The organism is Burkholderiales bacterium, assembly GCA_023511995.1.
Classification (GTDB): domain Bacteria; phylum Pseudomonadota; class Gammaproteobacteria; order Burkholderiales; family Thiobacteraceae; genus Thiobacter.
Genome location: JAIMAL010000021.1, coordinates 1 through 19,432, shown reverse-complemented (window position 1 = coordinate 19,432; position 19,432 = coordinate 1). Strand labels below are relative to the sequence as shown.

Below are 19,432 nucleotides of genomic sequence, written 5' to 3'. Positions count from 1 at the left end.
AAAATCAGGTTAAAATGCAATTTTACCCGTGATCGGCGGGGCGGGATACCGCTTCGCCCCTGCCCATGCCTGATGCGCCGCCCATCGTTCTCTGCTTTGCCGCAACCGACCCCTCGGGCGGCGCCGGCATCCAGGCCGACGTTTTGACCCTGGCCGCCATGGGCTGTCACCCCTTGAGTGCCATCACCGCCATCACCGTCCAGGACACGGTGGGGGTGGAGGCCGTCCTGCCCCTGGATGCGGAATGGGTGGCGGACCAGGCACGGGCGGTGCTGGAAGACATGCCGGTGGCGGCCTTCAAGATCGGGCTTGTGGGCAGTGTGGAGAACATCGCCGCCATCGCCGAAGTGGTGGCCGACTACCCTGACGTTCCCTTAATCCTCGATCCGGTGCTCGCTTCCGGGCGGGGCGATGAGCTGGCCACCGACAACATGGTCTCCGCGCTCCTGGAACTCCTCATCCCGCAAACCACGCTGCTCACGCCCAACAGCCTCGAAGCGCGGCGCCTTGCCGGGGGCGAGGGGGAGGAAGAGGACACGCTCACCCTGGAGGAATGCGCTGCGCGCCTCATCTCCACCGGCTGTGAGTATGTCCTGATCACCGGCACCCACGAGCCCGGGGCGGAAGTCGTGAACACGCTCTTTGGCGAAGCGGGAGTGATCCGCCGCGACCGCTGGCCGCGGCTGCCCGGCAGCTTCCACGGTTCCGGCTGCACCCTCGCCTCGGCCATCGCTGCCGCCATCGCCCAGGGGGCGGACATCGTCAGCGCGGTGCGCACCGCCCAGGAATACACCTGGCACACCCTCAAACACGGTTTCCGGCCCGGCATGGGCCAACATCTGCCGGACCGGCTGTTCTGGGCGCGGGAGGAACCCGGGGAGGAGGATGAAAGCGAAGGTTGAAGGGCTTTATGCCCTCACGCCGGAGATGGCCGACACGGAACGCCTCCTGTTCCTGGTCGGCGAGGCTTTGGCGGGCGGGGCCCGCCTCGTGCAGTACCGCAACAAATCCGGCGATGTGGCGCTGCGCCACGAGCAGGCGACGGAGCTCAAACGCCTCTGCCACCGCCACGGGGTGCCCCTCATCATCAACGACGATGTGCGGCTTGCCGCCCTCACCGAGGCTGACGGCGTGCACCTGGGTGCGGAGGATGCGTCGCTACTGGAAGCGCGGGTCAATCTGGGCCCGGACAAACTCATCGGTGTTTCCTGTTACCAGGACCTCGCCCGGGCGGAGCGCCTCACCGCCGCAGGCGCCGACTATGTGGCCTTTGGCAGTTGTTTCCCCTCGCCGACGAAGCCCCATGCCCCGCTTTGCCCCTTGACGCTTATCACCGAGGCAAGGCAGAAGCTTGCGGTACCCATCGTGGCCATCGGCGGCATCACGCCGGAGAATGCCCCTGCCGTCATCGCCGCCGGTGCCCATGCGGTCGCGGTCATCTCCGCCCTCTTCGAGGCGCCGGATGTGCGGGATGCCGCCGCCCGCTTCAGCCGCCTCTTCGCAACCCGTTCCGATGAGGAGAAGTCCACTCGATGAGCTCCCGCAATGAAGAACTTTTCGAACGCTCCCGCCGCCTGATCCCGGGCGGTGTCAATTCCCCGGTGCGCGCCTTTCGCGCCGTGGGCGGCACGCCGGTGTTTTTCAAGCGCGGCCAGGGCGCATGGCTCTGGGACGAAGACGACCGGCGCTATGTGGATTACGTGGGCTCCTGGGGGCCCATGATCCTGGGCCATGCCCATCCCGAGGTGGTGGCCGCGGTGAAGGAAGCGGCGGAGGCTGGGCTCTCCTTTGGCGCCCCCACCGCCCGCGAGCTGGAAATGGCGGAGTGCCTCACCACGCTGCTGCCGGGTCTGGAAGAGGTGCGTCTGGTCTCATCCGGCACGGAAGCCACCATGAGCGCCATCCGGCTCGCCCGCGGCTTCACCGGCCGCAGCAAGATCGTCAAGTTCGAGGGCTGCTACCACGGCCACGCCGACAGCCTGCTGGTGAAGGCAGGCTCCGGCGCCCTCACCTTCGGACAGCCGAGCTCCGCGGGCGTCCCCGTGGAAGTGGCCGCCCACACCCTCACCCTCCCCTACAACGACACGGCGGCGGTGGAAGCGGTGTTCGCCGAGCTGGGGCCGCAGATTGCCGGCGTCATCGTCGAGCCCATCGCCGGCAACATGAACCTGGTGCTGCCTGCGCCGGGTTTTCTGGAAACCCTGCGCCGCCTCTGCAGCGCCCACGGCACCGTACTGATCTTCGATGAGGTGATGACCGGCTTCCGCGTGGGGCTCAAAGGCGCCCAGGGCCTGTTTGGCATTGCGCCCGACCTCACCACCCTGGGCAAGGTGATCGGCGGCGGCCTGCCCGTGGGCGCCTTCGGCGGCCGGCGGGAAATCATGGAACAGCTTGCCCCCAACGGCCCCGTCTATCAGGCCGGCACGCTGTCGGGGAACCCGGTGGCGGTGGCGGCGGGGCTCGCCACCCTGAAGGCGGTGATGGCGCCAGGCTTCTACGAGCGGCTGGCCGACACCACGGCGCGGCTCATGCAGGGGCTCACCGAGGCCGCCCACCGGCACGGCGTGCCCTTCAGCGCCCAGTCCGTGGGGGGGATGTTCGGCCTCTACTTCAGCCCGCGGCCCCCCACCACTTACCAGGAAGTGATGGCCTGCGACCGGGAAGCCTTCAACCGTTTCTTCCACGCCATGCTGGAAGCCGGGGTCTATCTCGCCCCCTCCGCCTTCGAGGCGGGCTTCGTCTCCGCAAGCCACGGCGAGGCGGAGCTTGCCTTCACCCTGGAGGCAGCCGAGCGGGCCTTTGCCAGCTTCTAGCCGCCCGTGCCCGCAATAAAAAAGGGAGGTTGAGGCCTCCCTTTTTTGCGGGCGAGATGCCGGTCTATTTGAGGCCGGCGATGTAGTTCGCCACGTCCTTGATTTCCTGCTCCGTCATGCGGTCGGCGATCATGCGCATCATCTTCGCCGGGTCGTTCTGCCGATCGCGGCTGCGGAAGGCCTTCAACTGGGCCACGATGTAGTCCGGATGCTGGCCCCCCAGGCGGGGATATTGCACCGGGATGCCGGCGCCGGTGGGCCCGTGGCAGCCGGCACACGCCGGCACACCGCTTGCCGCGTTGCCGCCCCGCCAGAGTTTTTCTCCGTTGGTGTAGGGCTGCTTGGCGGCACCCGGCTTGATGGGCTTCTCCGCGAAATAGGCGCCCAGGTTCACCATGTCCTCGTCGCTCAGGGTGGCCACCATCGCGCCCATGACCGCGCTTTTGCGCACGCCTTCCTTGTTGGGGTCGGCCAGTGCCGACTTAAAGTCGCGCAACTGCTTGGTGATATACTCGGCATGCTGGCCCGCGAGCTTCGGGTTGGCGGGCGTTGGGCTGTTGCCATCCGCTGCATGGCAGCCCGCACAGACCTGATTGACGATGGGTTCCGCCTTCGCGGGGTTGGGCTTGGCCGCCTGGGACTCGGCGTGGGCGACACCAAAGGCCAAGGCACCGGAAGCCAGGGCGAGGGCCAGGATGGATTTCATGGATAGCGCTCCTTCAAGCTTTTCTTGGAGTGGGAAGACGAGGCAAAACCCGATTTTATATCACAAACCCCGCTCCCCCAAGCCGCCTGCCGTCATGTCCCTCTTTTCCCGCCTCGCCTTCGAGAAGTCCGCGCACGGGCTTGCCGACCTGCCGGTGACGCGGCGGGAGATCGCCTTCGCCGGCCGCTCCAACGCAGGCAAATCCAGCGCCATCAATGCCCTGGCCGGACGCCGGGCTGCTTTCGTCAGCAAGACCCCCGGCCGCACCCAGCTCATCAATTTTTTCCGCATCGCCGACGGCGACTATCTGGTCGATCTGCCGGGCTATGGCTATGCCAGGGTGCCGGAGGCGGTGCGCCGGCAATGGCAGAAGGTGCTCTCCCGGTACCTGGAGGGGCGGCAGAGCCTGGTGGGGCTGGTGCTGATCATGGATGCCCGCCACCCCTTGACCCCCCTGGACCGGCAGATGATCCATTGGTTTTCGCCCACCCAACGGCCCCTGCATTGCCTCCTCACCAAGGCGGATAAGCTCTCCCGCAGTGAGGCGGCGCGCACCCTGCGCCTGGTGCAAAGGGAGCTCGCCGAAATCTGGCCGGCTGCCACGGTGCAGCTTTTCTCCAGCCTCAAAAAGGAAGGCCTCGTGGAAGCAGAAGCTGTACTTGCACGCTGGCTGGGGCGGGCCGCATGAATCCGATGGGCATAAAAAACCCCCGGTCAAAGGGGAGCAAAAACCGGGGGCAAAATGCCTTAATGGGATTAAGGCACCCGCTCAGGGAGGAGAAGCGGGAGACGGCATCGCTGCCATCCGTCTCTTGAGACCGGGGAGCAGAAAAATGGTTCCGCAACTTTTGCCGGAAACGCGGACGATCAGGCGCTTCCCATGGGCGTCCCCCTCCACGCGATCCCCCCACTAGAGGGGGCCGAAGGCCCGGTGAAGGGAGGGGGAGACCCTCGTCGTTGATGGACAACACTGGAGTCATGCCATGCACATCCTGGGAAGATTCCCCCAGCGGCGACCGCGCCGCATGCGGCGGGACGACTTTTCCCGCCGGCTGATGCGGGAGGCCCGTCTCACCGTCGATGACCTCATCTTGCCCGTCTTCGTCCTCGATGGGGAAGGACGGCGCGAGCCCGTGGCCTCCATGCCCGGCGTGGAACGCTTGAGCCTCGATGCCCTGCTGCCCGTGGCCGAGGAATGTCTCCGCCTGGGGATTCCCGCTCTCGCCCTCTTCCCCGTGGTGGACCCGGCCCTGAAAACCGCGGACGCGCGGGAGGCCTACAACCCGCAGGGTCTCATCCCCCGCGTGGTGCGGGCCCTCAAGGCGCGGCTGCCGGAACTGGGCCTCATCACCGACGTGGCCCTCGACCCCTACACCAGCCACGGCCAGGATGGGCTCGTGGATGCCACCGGCTACGTGGTCAATGACGAAACGGTGGCGGTGCTACAGAAGCAGGCCCTCGTCCACGCCGAGGCCGGTGCCGACGTGGTGGCGCCCTCCGACATGATGGATGGCCGCATCGGCGCCATCCGCGGCGCACTGGAGGAAAACGGCTTCATCCACACCCGCATCCTCGCCTATTCCGCCAAGTATGCCTCCAGCTTTTACGGGCCCTTCCGCGATGCGGTGGGCTCTGCCGCGAATCTGGGGGCGGGAAACAAATACACCTACCAGATGGATTGCGCCAATTCCGACGAGGCGCTGTGGGAAGTGGGGCTGGACCTGGCGGAAGGCGCCGACATGGTCATGGTCAAGCCCGGCCTGCCCTATCTTGACATCGTGCGCCGGGTGAAGGAGACCTTCGGCGCCCCCACCTTCGCCTACCAGGTGAGCGGCGAATACGCCATGCTCAAGGCCGCGGCGGCGCAGGGCTGGCTCGACGAGAAAGCCTGTGTGCTGGAGTCATTGCTCGCCTTCAAGCGGGCGGGGGCGGACGGCATACTCACCTATTTCGCCCTTACGGCCGCGCGCTGGCTCAAAGGGTGAATCAGCTCCCCTTGAGCCGCGCCTGGCGTTCCCGGTCAACGCGGATAATGTAACGCTGGATGCGCGCCTGGCCGGTGGCGGGTAGGTCGACGAAGCGGCACCCCACCCGCTTGAGCAAGCCGCCATGGCGCAACGCCAGGTCCTGCACGCTGCGCACCTCGAGGGTGACGAGGAAATCCCCCTCCCCGGGCAGGCTGAAGGTGGCGCCGGGATAGCGCGCCCCCACCTCGAGGGCGGCGGCCGGCGGGACGTTGACGAGGCCCAGGCCGCCAATGCTGATGTCTCCCACCTGCGCCTCCAGGATTTCCCCCGCCAGGGGCAGGCGGCAGAAAATGGGGGAACGCAAAGGCACCACCAGGCGGTAATACTCCCGCCGCTGCAGTTTGAGCACGGCCTTGGGCAGATGGGCGCGAAAGGCGGGCTGGCCCTGCCACTCGGCCTTTTCCAGGGGCCCGAGGGCGAACTGGACCTTCACCCGCTCGTGGCTGGTGATGCACACCAGATGGGTGGCCGCGAGCGCCCGGCGGTTTTGCTCCTCATCGACCCCCCAGTCGAGGAAGAGGGCATCCTCCCGGGGCTCCACGGCGAGCAACGTGGAGAGGAAGAATCGCTGACCGTGGTCGAAATAGACGGTGACGAGCTCCCGTCCCTTGGCCACGCCGCGCAGCACCTGGACGATTTCCTGGGGCGAACGCAGCAAAAAGCGCGCATACTCCGACTGATCGGCAGTCCAGTCGAGAGGGGCATCGGGCGGAGAAGCAGGCGGCTGCGGCATGGCAAAGGCACGCCATTTTGGCGCAAAAGCGCCTGCCCTGCCAGCCCGCCTTTTCCCTCAAGTCCGGCGCCATGCCGCCGTTATAGAATGGCATCATGTTTGGATTTCGCCGCCATCGTGCGAACCCTACACCAGGCGCTGCCGACGCCGCGGAGGCCCTTTGGGCGCGCACCATCGTGGACATTCCGGCGCCCCGTCGGGGATTGGCCGCCATGTCCGCCGAGCCGACGGAGCGGGAGGGGACATCGCAGATTTCCCTGGCCGAGGAAAAATTCAAAATCCGCTTCGCCAGCACCCCGGACCGCCGCGAATCGGCCAGTCTGCTGGTGAAAAAGATGTATGCCTGGCGCGGCTATGCCACGGACGATGTCGCCAGCCAGCAGGAGGCCAACCGCATCACCCTGGTGGCCTCCTACCAGGAGCGGGTGATCGGCACCCTCACCATCGGTTTCGATTCCCCCGCGGGGCTGCTTGCCGATCAGATGTACAAGGAGGAGGTGGACCGGTTGCGCGCTGAGGGTCGCCGGGTGGGGGAATTCATCAAGCTGGCGGCCGACCGCGACATCCACTCCATGCGGGTGCTGGCCGCCCTCTTCCACCTCGCCTACATCTACGGGCGCAAGATTCACCAGTACACGGATGCGGTGATCGAGGTCAATCCCCGTCACGTGGGCTTCTACGAAAAGATTCTCGGTTTCCGCCAGATCGGCCCGGAACGGATATGTCCCCGCGCCCGGGCCCCCGCCGTGCTGCTCTCCCTGTCCGCGGACTACGTGGCGGAGAAAATCCGCCAATTCGGCGGCCAGCGGGAAAAGGCCCACGGCGAGCGTTCCCTCTATCCCTGGTTCTTCAGTCCGGAAGAGGAAGAAGGCATCACCCGCCGGCTTCTGGCCGGGCGCTGAACTTCCTCACGCGGAACATGAGCTTTGCCACCCAACCCCTTGTCTTTGATCGACATCAAAGAGCAAGCCATGCATAATGCATGGATGCGCCGCCTCTTTGGCTTCCTTCTGGCTTTCGCCGCCGGGCTTGCCCCCGCCGCCGTTTTCGCCGATGCGGCGGGCGAGGCGCTGGCGCAAAAGGTCTATGACCGGCCCAACGGCAACGATGCCGTCAGTGTGCTCACCATGTCCCTCACCCAGCCGGGGCGGCCGCCCCGCAACCGGCGCATGATTCTCTATCGCCTTGACAAGGGCCCGGGGGAGGTGGCCTCCCTGATCCGCTTCACCGAGCCGGAGGATATCGCCGGCACAGGCCTGCTCACCCTGGATCACAAAAGCGGTGACAGCGACCAGTGGATCTATCTGCCCGCCATGGAGCGGGTGCGGCGCATCGCCGCCAATCGCAAGGGCGGGCGCTTCGTCAACTCCGAGTACTACTACGAGGATCTGCGGGAGCGTAAAGTGCACCAGGACCGCCACCGCATCATCGGCCGGGAGACGGTCAACGGCATCCGCTGCGAGGTGCTGGAAAGCATCCCCGCCGAGGCCGGCAATTCCGCCTACCTCAAACGGGTGAGCTTCGTCGATCCCGACACCCTGCTCGTGATGCGGGTGGATTTCTACGAGAGGAACGAAAGCGAGCCCAGCAAGCGCCTCCTCGTCAACGCCTTCCGCCGGATCCAGGGTTACTGGACCGTCACCGACAGCACCATGACCGATCTCAGCAATGGCAACGCCACCCGGCTGGTCGTGGAAAAAATCCAGTATAACCGGCGCCTGCCGGCGCGGCTGTTCACCGTCGAAGTGCTGGAAGACGAAAGCCTGGAAGAAGACTACCGTCCCTGAAGTGGAGGAGCCCATGAAACCCGTTCCCCTTCTCCTTGCCGCGCTGCTTGCCGCGCTGGCGCTACCCGCCACCGCGGCGGACGACGAACCCACCGAGACCCCCACCAAGGCGAAGAAAACCAGGCCCAGCAAGGCCCGGGAGAGCGGGCCCCGCCTCAAGCTGGAACGGGTGAAGGTGGAGGTGGGGGATTTCCTCGACGCCGGCGCCCCTTCGGGCAGCCATTACGGCCATCTCACCGCCAGCGTCAACTGGCAGCCCACGCGCGCCTGGGAGCTCCAGGCCTCGGCGCGCATCGATGGCTATGACCAGAGCGACCCCCGCGCCGACCGGCTGCGCGCGGACACCGGGGAGACCTTCGTCCGTTATCGCGGCGAGGGGCTGCGGGTGACCCTGGGGGCGCAGAACATCCTCTGGGGCCGCACCGATGAGATTCCACCCATTGACCGTCTGTCGCGGGTGGATGCCAACCGCCTGAACCTCGACCCCCTTGCCGAGCGCCGCCGGGCCGTGGGCGCCCTGCGCCTGGAAAAGACCCTCGACGACTACAAGCTCGACGTGGTCTGGGTGCCGGTGTTCCAACCGGCAGAACTGCCCCGTTGGGAAAATGTGTGGCACCCGGTGGACCGCCGCCGCGGGCGCATCCTCGGCGTGGACCCGGCGTTGTTGCCGCCGGCCCTGGTGCAGAATGCCACCTTCGGCGAGGACAAGCACGGCGCCGGGGGCGGCGGCGTGCGTCTCACCCGCAGCGGCGCCGGTTTCGACTGGGGCGTGTCGCTGCAGCGGGCACGCCAGTCCACGCCTTATTACCGCTTCAACCGGTTCGCGCCGGGCCTGCCCACCTTCACCGCCGTGCACCCCATGGCCACGGTGGCGGGGCTGGAAGGGGAATTCCAGTGGAAGGGCGCCACCTTTCGCCTGGAGGCGGCGCGCACCTCCGACGCGCCGGTCACCACCACCACCTTCGACTACCGCCTGGTGCCGGCCACGGATGTGGTGGCCGGTGTGGAATTCTTCCCCGGCGACCGGGATACCCGCATCACCTTCCAGCTTGCGAGCCACCACCTCTCAACGCCGGAGCCGATCCTCGAGCGCAAGACCTTCCACGCCGCCACCGTGGACGTGGAACATCCCTTCGCCCAGGATCGCTGGCGCTTGAACCTGCGCGCCCTGGTGGGCCTGAACCACCGGGATAACTACGTGAGCCCCCGCCTCACCTACCGGGGCTTTGAGCCCCACGAGTTCTACATTGCCGGGCATTTCTTCGGCGGGGACGAAGGGGGAATCGGCGGTTTCCACCGCGACCATGACCTGGTGGTGATCGGGTGGCAGGTCCGCTACTAGAGCGCCTGCGGCAGTTCCTGCTGCCGTGGTGGGGGGCGGCGCTGATCCTTGCCCTCCTGAACCTCGCGGCGGTGGGCATCATCGTCACCCGCCTCGAATTCAACAACGCCCCGGAACTCTACTACCCGCCGGACGGACCGGCGACCCTGCTGGAAAAACGCCTACGCCAGCAATTCCCGGAAGACGAGACCGTGGTCGCCGTCTTCCAGGGGGAGGGGCTGTTCACCCCCGAGTTTCTCCGCCGTCAGCATGAGGTGGCCAGGCAACTGGCGCGTCACCCCCTGGTGGACCGGGTGTTCGCCGTCACCACCGTGGACCACATCGCCGGCACGGAGGACGGCTTCACTGTGGAGCGCCTCATCGACCCGGAAGGGCTTGATGGGCAGAGTCCCGCCGACCTCTCCCGCCGGGTGCTCACGGACCGCTTCGCGCCGGGCTTTCTCGTCGCGAAAGACGGCTCGGCGTTGGCCATCGTCGTACGCCCGCGGCCCTTGAGCGAAAGCCGCCAGCGTCAGGCACTGGAAAGCGCCGTCTATGAAGCGGTGAAGGCCGCGGGAATCCGGCCACAGCTTGCCGCAGTGGCCGGCACCATCCCCCTGGATGCCGCCGAGCTGCGTTCCATGCTGGTGGACACCACGGCGCTTCTGCCCATCGTCATGGGTCTTTCCCTGCTGCTTCTCTATTGGGTGGTGGGCCGTCTCGCGCCGGTGGTGATCGGTGCCGTGACCATGGTGACGACCATCACCGTGACCGTGGCCACCTCCGCCTATCTGGGCAAGCCCTATACCCTGGTCACCGCCATGGTGCCGCCCCTGCTGGCCGCCTACAGCACCACCGCCCTCATCCATTTCTACGCCGCCCTGGCGCGGGCGCGGGAGAGGGGCATGCGCCGGCCCAGACGGGTGTTGTGGGCCCGCGAGGAGGTCCATCTGGCGGCCCTGTTCAACGTGCTTACCACCCTTGCCGGCATCTCGAGCCTCTATTTCACCTCGGTGCCCCCCATCCAGAATTACGCCATGATCGGCGGCATGGGGGTGGTGCTGATTTACATCGTCGTTTTCCATCTCGTGCCGCCCCTTTTGGTGCGCTTCGATCGCGGCCCCTGGCCCAGCGGCAAAACGGTTCTCTCGGTCACCGACAAAATCGCCTTCAGGATCGCCACCTTCTCCATGCGCCATGCCGGCTGGGTGGCCGCGGGCATGGGGCTGCTGGTGGTCGCCGCCTTCCCCCTCGTGCTCAAGGTCACGCCGGAATCGGACCTCTTCAAGTTTTTTCCCGACTCCCATCCGCTGACCGTTTCCACCCGCCTCACCGAAGACAAACTCACCGGCGTCATCGGCCTGGAGGTGGTGTTCGAGGGCAAGGAGCGGGACACCTTCAAGCGCACCACGGTGCTCGCCCGCCTCAAGGCATTCCAGGACTGGCTCGACAAGCAGCCGGAGGTGGGTCGCACCCTGTCCATGATGGACCTCGTGGAGGAGATGAACTGGGCCTTTCACGGCGAGGAGGACGCCTACCGGCGCCTGCCCGGCGATGACCGTTCCCTGGCGCAGCTTCTCCTCATCTACGACGGCCGCGACCTGCAGGAGCTGGTGGATCGGGACTACCGGCAAACCCGCATTGTCATGAACCTCAAGGTGCACGGTGCAGTGGCCATCGGTGAGGTGATCCAGCGCATCCGCAGCGAGCTTGCGGGGCGCGACCTCGACGGCCTCACCTGGGATGTGGCCGGCTGGGGCAGGCTTTTCGCCGAACAGAACGACCTTTTGCTCTCCGGTCAGCTCAAAAGCTTTCTGTTCGCCTTCGTCAGCATCTTTCTGCTCTTAAGCCTCGCCTTCCGTTCCTGGCGGGGAGGCTTTCTGGGCCTCATCCCCAATCTCGCCCCCATCTTTTTCATTTTTGCCGTGATGGGCTATACCGGAATGCACCTGGACATGGCCACCGTGCTCATCGCCGGCGAATTGCTGGGCATCACCGTGGACGACACCATCCACCTCTATCATGGCTATCAGGCCCGCCTGGCCCAGGGGCTGCCCCACACCTTTGCCGTGGCGCGCAGCTTCGAAGCCTCCGGGCGGGCGGTGCTGGCCATCTTCGTGCTGCTCACCGCGCAGTTTTTGCTGTTCACTGGCTCCCAGTTCCAGCCCACCGTGGACTTCGGTCTCATGTCCGCCACCGGGCTCATCGCAGGGCAGTTCTTCGAGCTGGTGCTGCTGCCGGCACTCCTCGTTTTGTGGTATCGCCACCACCGGAACAAACTGCGCCGCCAGTGGGAAGCGCGGCATCCCCGGCTGGCGGCGCGGAGGAGCGGGCGATGAAGCACTGCCGCCGCTGCCTAATGCCCGCCAAGGTGCCAGGCGCCGACCTGGACCAACGGAGGGTATGCGCCTTCTGTCGCGCCTATACGCCCGCGGCGAAGGCGCGCAACGAGGCCCTCTCCCGCGCCGGTGACGCGGACCTCGAGACCGCCCTCCACACCGCGCGGGGTCAGGGGCCCGACAACTGCCTGATGTGCTGCCTGAACGCTGGATCCCGGAAACGCGCACCTTCCCCAGCAACGACACGCAGTCCAGGGCGGAGGCCGAAGGGTTCATCCGCAAGGCGCTGGAGCCTGGGGGAGGAGCAGGGATTCGCCGATAGCCACCCCCGGCCATTGCTCGCAGGCGCGGGAATCCGCTTGCCCCTGCTGGGTCGCGACCTGTCCCGGGTGCTCACCGGGTATGCCCAACGTCATGGGGCAAGGCGTTAATCCGGAAAAAGAGCGTGGACGACTTCGACTACGAACAGGCCTTCTCCCGCAACATCGGCTGGCTTACCGCAGAGGAACAGCAGCGGCTGCGGGGCAAGCGGGTGGCCATCGCCGGCCTGGGCGGCGTGGGGGGATTTCACCTCCTGACCCTGGCTCGCCTGGGGGTGGCGGCCTTCCACATCGCGGATTTCGATCACTTCTCCCTGGTCAATTTCAACCGGCAGGCCGGTGCCACCCTCTCCAGTCTGGGGCGGCCCAAAGCGGAGGTCATGGCCGCGCTGGCCCGCGACATCAACCCGGAACTCAACCTCCGCATTTTTCCCGAGGGGGTCACGGCGGACAACGTCACCGACTTCCTGACGGGCGTGGATCTCTACGTGGATGGCTTGGACTTTTTCGCCTTTGCCGCGCGGGAACTGGTGTTCGAAGCCTGCGGTCGCCTTGGGGTGCCCGCCGTCACCGCCGCACCCTTGGGGATGGGCACCGCCCTGTTGAATTTTCTGCCGGGAAAAATGACCTTCGAGGAATATTTCCGGCTCAAGGGACTGCCCGAGGAAGAGAAGGCCCTCCGTTTCCTCATCGGGCTTGCGCCCGCCGCTTTGCAGCGGCGCTACCTGGTGGAACCGGGGGCCGTGGACCTGGCCGCCCGGCGGGGGCCCTCCACCGTCATGGCCTGTCAGCTCTGCGCCGGGGTGGCGGCCACCGAGGCCCTCAAGATTCTCCTGGGGCGCGGGCCGGTGCGGGCGGCGCCCTGGGGTTTGCAGTTCGATGCCTACCGCAACCGCTTCACCCGCACCTGGCGTCCCGGCGGCATGCGCAATCCGCTGCAGCGGCTGCTCCTTGTCCTCACCCGCCGCCGGCTCGCGGCCTACGCCGCCGCCCGCCCGCCGGAGGAACCCGCCCCCACCACGGTGATGGAAAAAATCCTGGAGCTGGCCCGTTGGGCCCCGAGCGGCGACAACACCCAACCGTGGCGCTTCGAAATCCGTGACGAGCGGCACCTCGTCATCCACGGTTTCGACACGCGGGAGGACTGTGTCTATGACCTGGACGGCCACGCCAGTCAACTGGCCATCGGGGCGCTGCTGGAAACCCTGAGTCTTGCCGCCAGCCGCTTTGGCCTCCGCGCCGAGGTGCGCCGGCGGCTCGACAGCCCCGAGACCCGGCCCACCTTCGACGTCGAGCTCGTACCGGAGGCACAGCCTGCCCCCCACCCCCTGGCGGACTTCATCCGCCAACGCAGCGTGCACAGGCGGGCATTTTCGACGAAACCCCTCACCGATGCACAAAAGCGGGCGCTCACTGACGCCGCCGCGCCGGAGTGCGAAGTGGTCTGGCTGGAAGGCTGGGGCAAGCGCGGCCGGGTGGCCCGCCTCCTCTTCGACAACGCGAAGCTGCGCCTGACCCTGCCCGAGGCCTACCGGGTGCACCGCGCCGTCATCGAGTGGAAAAGCCGCTTCAGCGTGGACAAGGTGCCGGATCAGGCAGTGGGGCTCGACCCCCTCACTCTGAGGCTCACCCAGTGGGTGATGGCGAGCTGGGAGCGGGTGCAGTTTTTCAACCGGTTCCTTTTGGGCACGCTGCCGCCGCGGCTGGAGCTGGACCTGCTTCCCGGGCTTTTCTGTGCCGCCCATTTCGCCCTGCTCCTGCCCAGGCCCCCGTCGGGCATCGACGACTACCTCGCCGCAGGCCGCGCCGTGCAACGTTTCTGGCTCACGGCCACAAAGCTTGGGCTTAGGCTGCAGCCGGAAATGACTCCCTTGATCTTCGCCCGCTACGCCCGCGAAGGCAGGAGCTTCTCCCAAAGCCCCCACGCCCTGCCCGCCGCACGGGAAATCGCCACCCGCCTGGAGGCCCTCCTGGGAAGCGGGACATCCCGCGCCGTTTTCCTGGGTCGCATCGGCAACGCGCCGCCGCCTCGGGCGCGCTCCCTGCGCCTGCCCCTGCCCGCCCTGCTCACGAGCAGAGCAGGCCGGAAGGATCCGGCATGAGTCCCTGCCGTGCGGCCAGTTCGCGCCCCTTGCCGGAATCCCCGGCCCCGCCCGGGAGCTTGTCGGATTTTTTTACACTCGCGCCCAAGCGAAACCCGGGGCGATCCCCTATCCCGTTGTTTTCAGGATCATTTTAATTTCTGGCATGCCGCTTGCTTAAGGGCGGGTGTGGTAAAAACCCGGAGGCGCCGCCTCTCAAGCAACCTGAAACAGCGTAAGGAGAGAATCATGAAAACCCCCTTCACCAAACTGCTCGCCGCTGCGGCGGTTGCCGCCGCGCTCGCGCCGGCCAGCGCCTCCGCGGCTTTCCTAAACAACTGGTACCTGGATCCCGATGGAGGGGGTCCTGCGGGCAAGGTCCTCATCAACCAATACCTCGATCTGACCGGTTTCAGCTATATCCAGACCACCCCGACGGGGGGTTCCTCCTTCACCTTCAAAGACGATGGGGTGTTCATCCTTTCCGGCCACGACGGAGGAAGCTCCCTGTTCTCAGGGCCACCCACTCGCGAGCTCACCGCAGTGTATGCCGGTGGGACGGGAAGCGGTTCTTTTGGCGGGAGCTTCACGTTTAATGCCGGCGGGATCCTGAACCTGTACAGCGACACGTCGTTCGATTACGGGTCCACCACAGGCATTTACGGCGCAAACAATGGGACCAACTTCGCCACCCTCGTCCAGGTTCCGGGAGGGGGCGGGCTTGTTAACGCCTCGGGCATCCCCAACGGGTTCCTGACCGCAATCTTCCAGGTGACGTCTCTTGCGCCTGGCTATGCCTTCGCGCCAGACGGCGTGACCGATCTTTCCACCTACCTTGTCAATGGGCCTCTGCTGTTCGGCTTCACGACCGTGAATGCCAGTTACAACAGCAACCCGACCACGACCATGAGGGACGAAGTTGCCATTCAGCTCGCCGGGAACACCCTGGCCAATTACACCAACACGCCGCCCAAGGACTTCTTCGTCGGCAACAACGGTCAATTCCGGCTGGCGGTGCCGGAGCCCGGCAGCCTCGCCCTCCTGGGTCTGGGTTTTGCGGGCATGGGTTGGCTCGCCCGCCGGCGAAAAGGGTAAAAACAACAGGGGCCTGGCCCCACGATCCACCCTCGGAACCCCGCTTGTGCGGGGTTCTTTTTTGCCCGCCTTTTGCCGGGTTTCTCCCCTTCCCGGTCACGGCCCCTCGCGGGCGACCGCGCCCTCGCCTTAAGGGGCGCTCGGCGGGCGGCGAGGCTCCCTTGAGCCCATGGGCCGGCCGCCAGGGCTCAGCCACCCCGGGGGTTCAGAGGGATTTGCGCAGGGCGCGGGCCTCGGCCTCTTCCGGGAAGGGCTGCCGGCGGGCAAGCGCCGCATCCAGCTCCCGCGCCGCGCCCAGCCGGTCGCCGGCTTGGCCCAACGCCACCCCATAGTGGTAGCGCAGGCTGGGAAGCTCCGGCCGTTTTTCCACCGCCTGGCGCAACAGGGGCAGCGCCCGCTTCACTTCCCCCCGTCGGGTGAGCACCCAGCCCAGGGTATCCATCACCAGGGGATCCTCCGGCGCAGCTTTGAACGCCCGCTCGGCGGTGGCCAGCGCCCGGGGGTCGGCAAGCTCCAGGTACACCAGGGCGAGGTTATTGAGGAGGGCGGCCTGCTCCGGATGCCGGGCGAGCAGGGCTTCATAGGCGTCGCGGGCAGCCGGCCAGCGGCGGCGCACGACCGCATTCTCGGCGGCGTAGAGGCGGACGGCGTCCTGGTCGGGATGGGCCTCGAGCCAGTCGGCCAGGCGCGCGTCGGCCTCCGCCGCCCGGTTGGCGAAAAGCAGGGCCTGGTGCAGGCGGATCACCTGGGTGCCCGCGTTGGGATCCAGAGCCAGCGCCTTGGCGAAGGATTCCACCGCCGCCCCGTAGCGCCCCTGCCGCATCTGTGCCTCGCCCCGCAGCACCAGGCCCGCCGGCAAGCGGGGGGCCAGGGCATAAAGCCGCTGGGCTATGCCCAGCGCCTTGGCGGGATTGCCGGCCAAGAGCTCCAGATCCCCCGCCACCTGGAGCGCCGGCAGGTAGTCCGGCGAGCGCGCCAGCGCCTGCTCGATGGCACTCCGGGCATCCCCGTAACGGCGTAGGGAGATGTGGGCGCGGGCGAGTTCCACCTGCGCCGGGGTGGGGTCGGCAAGCAGCCCCGCCAGGCGGCTGAAAGAGGCCACGGCGTTTTCGCGCGCCCCGCTCGCCATCTGCATACGGCCAAGGAAGGCCAGGGCCTGGGGGTCGTCCGGGTTGGCCCGCGCCGCCTCGGTGGCCAGGGCCAGCGCCTGGTCGGCCCGTCCCCGCTTGAGGTGGTGTTCCGCCAGCATGAGCCGCGGCCGCAGGGCCTTGGCATCCTGACGGGCGGCGCGGCTTAGCCAGTCGACGAAGGCCTTCTCATCACCCGCCCTGGCGGCAAGCCCGGCCAGGGCCACCATGATGTCGGTGTTGCCGGGATGGCGCGCCAGCATGCGCTCAAAACGCTCCCGCGCCGCCTCGGGCCGGCCTTCCGCCAGATCCAGGTCGGCGAGCGCCGCCGCCGTCAAAAGGTCCGCGGGGTCTTTGGCAAGCCCCGCTTCCAGGGCCTTGCGCGCCCCCACCCGGTCGTTTCTGAGGAGCAGCACCCCACCCCGCAGCCGATGGGGGAGGGCGCTTTGGGGTTCCTTGCGCTCGATGCGGTCGATGCTCGCCAGGGCCCGGTCGTATTCCCGCCCCCGGTTGTACTCCGCCACCAGCAGCAGATCGGCGGTCACCCCCTTCTGGTCCCGCGCCGCCACCTCCTCCAGCAGGGCAAGGCCCTTTTCCCGCTCGCCCCGCCCCAAGTGGGCCACCGCCAGCGCCACCTGGCTGCCGGCATTCCCCGGCTCCACCGCCAGCGCCCGCTCGAGAAAGCCCTGGGCGCGCGCGTAATCGCCTAAGAGCAGATAGGCCTGGCCGGTGGCGGCGAGAAGCCGCGCATCGTCGGGATAGCGGCCAAGCAGGGGCTCGGTGAGGGGAGGGATTTCCGCCGCGCGGCCGCTGCGGGCCAGGATGTCCGCCTTGAGGAGGACGGCACTGCGGTTGGCGGGCTGGACGGTGAGGTAGCGGCTCACATACTGCTCGGCAAGCCCCAGGTTGCCCTTGGCGTAGTGGACCTGGGCGGCAAGGAGCCAGCCGGGAAAATAGCGGGGATAGCGCTTTTCCAGACGCTGGGCGAGTTCCAGCGCGCCATCCAGCTGGCCCCGCGCCTGTTTCAGGGCGGCGCCCACGTGCAAAAGGCCCGGGTGCTCGATGCCGGCGTTCTGCAGCGTTTCCAGGTCCTTGCGCGCGCCAGCAAAGTCACCCCGACCGATGGCGATGGCGGCGCGGCCGATGAGGGCTTCGGCGTTCAAGGGGTTGCGTTTCAGGGCTTCGCCGAAGGCGGCCTGGGCCGCCTCGGCATTCCCCTGCATCTGGGCGAACTCACCCAGACGCGCCCAGGTGCCGTCGTTGTCCGGCTCGATTTGCCGCGCTTTCTCGAGATAGCCCCGGGCCGCCTCCAGGTCACCGCGGGCGGTGGCACACAGGGCCAGGCCCCAGCGCGCCTCCACGGCGTGCTCGGGGTCAGCCGCCTCCCCTTCCCCGTAAGCAGCGCAACCATCACGGAAACGCCGCGCCCCGACAAGCGCATCGCCCCGCAGGGCCAAAAGCCGAGCGGTATTGGTGGCAGAGTCGCTCGCCGCCGGTTCGATTTCCCGCAACAGCCTTTCGAAATCCCCCTGCAGGAGATAGGCGCGCGCCAGGGGCACCTTCAGGGTGGCGGGGTTCATCCCCAACGCCTGCGCCTGGCGCAGTTCCTTTTCCGCATCCTGGCCCCGACGCTGGGTGAGGTAGAGCCGGCCAAGCTCCCAGCGGGCTTCCGCATTGCGGGGGTTTTTCGCGACCGCATTCTTGAGCTCGATCTCCGCCGCGCGCAGATCGTTTTTCCTCAAGAAGGTCTTGGCGCGGCTGACGTGTTCCTGGTCCGTGTAGTTGGCAAGCCGTTCACAGCCCGCAGCAAACAGGGCGAAAAGCAAAGCGACGGCGACCAGGCGCATAAGGCGGGCGGCAAGCATGGAAACTCCTTTCGTCACGGGCGGGCGGTCAGTTGGGAAAGCAGGGCCTGGGCGTCCTTTTCCTCGGGGAAGCGCACCCCCACCGCCAGGGCCCGTTGCAGTTCCTGCCGCGCCCCGCCGGAATCACCGCTTTTCCAGAGGGCCACCGCATAGTGGTAGCGCACACTGGGCTCGCCAGGAGCGGCGGCCACCGCCTTGGCGAGGAAATCCCGGGCCTGCCGCGCCCGCCCCGCTTGGAGGTGGATCCAGCCCAGGGTGTCGAGGATGCGGGGATCTTCCGGTCGCAGCCGATGGGCCCGCTCGGCCATCGCCAGCGCCCCCGCATCCCCCTGCTTGCCGAGCAGCCAGGCGAGGTTGTTGAGGGCGACGAGATGATCCGGGGCCTTTTCCAGGATGGCCCGATACTGGGCGATGGCTTCTTTGTCCTCACCCCGCTTGAGGTGGCTCTCCCCGAGGTAGAGGCGCATGCCCACATCGTCCGGATGCGCCTTGAGCCACCGCTCGGCCACCGCCCGGGCCTCCGCCGGCCGGTTGGCGGCAAGGAGACTGCCGTGCAGCTTCATGGCGATCACGGGGTTTGCCTCCCGCTCGAAGGCCTTCTGATAGAGGGCCGCGGCGCGCGCCGGGTCATTGCGGGCGAGATGGATGTCCCCCTCGATGACGAAGCCCCCGGCGGCCTTGGGCGCCTGGGCCTGCAGGGTCTGGGCGCGGCGCAGGGCCTCCTCCTGGCGGCCGCCGCGCCACTCGAGGCCGATGAGGGCGAGCTGGGCGTCGGTGAATTTCGGGTCCAGCGTCAGGGCCCGCTCCAAGGACTTGCGCGCCTCCCCCAGCCGGTCCGCCGCCATCTGGGCGCTGGCAAGCTGGAAGAACGCCGAGGCGGAGTCGGGCTCCCGCTCCACCAGCCGGCTGAAGGTGGTCAGGGCGTTGTCCTTCTCCCCCGCCGCGAGCTGCACCCGGCCCAATAGCGCCAGTGCCTGGGCGCTGTCGGGATTGGCGGCCTGGGCCTCGCGGGCAAAAGTGAGGGCTCGCTGCGGCTCCCGCCGCGCCAGATAATGATCGGCCAGCAGGGCGCGGGGGGCGATGGCCTTCGCATCCGCCTTGGCGGCTTTTTCCAGCCACTCGACGGCGCCTTTTTCGTTGCGCGCGACCTGCTCCAGGGCGGCAAGCCCCAGCATGGCGTCCACGCTCCTCGGGTTGGCGGCGAGCACCGACTCGAAG

The 19,432-nt window shown here is 67.4% G+C and carries 15 protein-coding genes; 11 read left to right on the top strand and 4 right to left on the bottom strand.

Annotated elements, in window-relative coordinates; translation table 11 throughout:
- Positions 1-65: 65 nt before the first annotated feature.
- From K6T56_10540 to hemL, 3 genes are read left to right on the top strand one after another with little or no spacing between them, the layout of a single operon-like run.
- Positions 66-902 (top strand): hydroxymethylpyrimidine/phosphomethylpyrimidine kinase, encoded by an 837-nt coding sequence (locus K6T56_10540; GenBank protein MCL6556788.1) that lies wholly within the window; start codon positions 66-68, stop codon positions 900-902.
- Entirely contained in the window at positions 886-1,536 is a 651-nt protein-coding gene (thiE, locus tag K6T56_10535; protein ID MCL6556787.1) for a thiamine phosphate synthase, read from the top strand. Before K6T56_10540 ends, thiE begins: the two co-directional genes overlap by 17 nt.
- Positions 1,533-2,813, top strand: a complete 1,281-nt coding sequence (hemL, locus tag K6T56_10530) for a glutamate-1-semialdehyde 2,1-aminomutase (GenBank protein ID MCL6556786.1) — start codon at positions 1,533-1,535, stop codon at positions 2,811-2,813. Before thiE ends, hemL begins: the two co-directional genes overlap by 4 nt.
- A gap of 64 nt (positions 2,814-2,877) precedes the next feature.
- Here the strand turns inward: hemL and K6T56_10525 are convergent, their stop codons facing one another.
- Positions 2,878-3,519, bottom strand: a complete 642-nt coding sequence (locus K6T56_10525) for a cytochrome c4 (protein ID MCL6556785.1) — start codon at positions 3,517-3,519, stop codon at positions 2,878-2,880.
- Between the two features lie 94 nt (positions 3,520-3,613).
- On the opposite strand from K6T56_10525, the gene yihA reads away from it, so the two are divergent.
- A complete protein-coding gene (gene yihA / locus K6T56_10520) occupies positions 3,614-4,207 on the top strand; it encodes a ribosome biogenesis GTP-binding protein YihA/YsxC (GenBank protein MCL6556784.1) in 594 nt (197 codons plus the stop codon).
- Between the two features lie 295 nt (positions 4,208-4,502).
- Positions 4,503-5,504 carry a porphobilinogen synthase gene (gene hemB, locus K6T56_10515; GenBank protein MCL6556783.1) on the top strand — a complete coding sequence of 334 codons (1,002 nt, stop codon included), beginning with the start codon at positions 4,503-4,505 and terminating at the stop codon, positions 5,502-5,504.
- 1 nt (position 5,505) lies between these two features.
- On the opposite strand, the gene K6T56_10510 is transcribed toward hemB, so the two are convergent.
- Entirely contained in the window at positions 5,506-6,279 is a 774-nt protein-coding gene (locus tag K6T56_10510; GenBank protein MCL6556782.1) for a flagellar brake protein, read from the bottom strand.
- A gap of 335 nt (positions 6,280-6,614) precedes the next feature.
- On the opposite strand from K6T56_10510, the gene K6T56_10505 reads away from it, so the two are divergent.
- The 6 genes from K6T56_10505 to pepA all read left to right on the top strand — a co-directional run bounded on the left by K6T56_10505 (position 6,615) and on the right by pepA (position 15,222).
- A complete protein-coding gene (locus tag K6T56_10505; GenBank protein MCL6556781.1) occupies positions 6,615-7,181 on the top strand; it encodes an N-acetyltransferase in 567 nt (188 codons plus the stop codon).
- Positions 7,182-7,250: 69 nt separating this feature from the next.
- Positions 7,251-8,066: an outer membrane lipoprotein-sorting protein gene (locus K6T56_10500; protein ID MCL6556780.1), complete on the top strand. Its 816-nt coding sequence runs from the start codon at positions 7,251-7,253 to the stop codon at positions 8,064-8,066.
- A 13-nt stretch (positions 8,067-8,079) separates the two neighbouring features.
- Positions 8,080-9,408, top strand: a complete 1,329-nt coding sequence (locus K6T56_10495; protein MCL6556779.1) for a hypothetical protein — start codon at positions 8,080-8,082, stop codon at positions 9,406-9,408.
- Positions 9,390-11,726 (top strand): MMPL family transporter, encoded by a 2,337-nt coding sequence (locus tag K6T56_10490; GenBank protein ID MCL6556778.1) that lies wholly within the window; start codon positions 9,390-9,392, stop codon positions 11,724-11,726. The genes K6T56_10495 and K6T56_10490 overlap by 19 nt, the downstream gene beginning before the upstream one ends.
- Before the next feature lie 1,243 nt (positions 11,727-12,969).
- Positions 12,970-14,148: a nitroreductase family protein gene (locus K6T56_10485; protein MCL6556777.1), complete on the top strand. Its 1,179-nt coding sequence runs from the start codon at positions 12,970-12,972 to the stop codon at positions 14,146-14,148.
- A gap of 228 nt (positions 14,149-14,376) precedes the next feature.
- Positions 14,377-15,222 (top strand): flocculation-associated PEP-CTERM protein PepA, encoded by an 846-nt coding sequence (gene pepA, locus K6T56_10480; protein ID MCL6556776.1) that lies wholly within the window; start codon positions 14,377-14,379, stop codon positions 15,220-15,222.
- 205 nt (positions 15,223-15,427) lie between these two features.
- Here the strand turns inward: pepA and prsT (K6T56_10475) are convergent, their stop codons facing one another.
- Entirely contained in the window at positions 15,428-18,214 is a 2,787-nt protein-coding gene (gene prsT, locus K6T56_10475) for a PEP-CTERM system TPR-repeat protein PrsT (protein ID MCL6556775.1), read from the bottom strand.
- Between the two features lie 14 nt (positions 18,215-18,228).
- Positions 18,229-19,432, bottom strand: a 1,204-nt coding sequence (gene prsT / locus K6T56_10470; protein ID MCL6556774.1) for a PEP-CTERM system TPR-repeat protein PrsT, incomplete at its 5' end; no start/stop codon positions are given.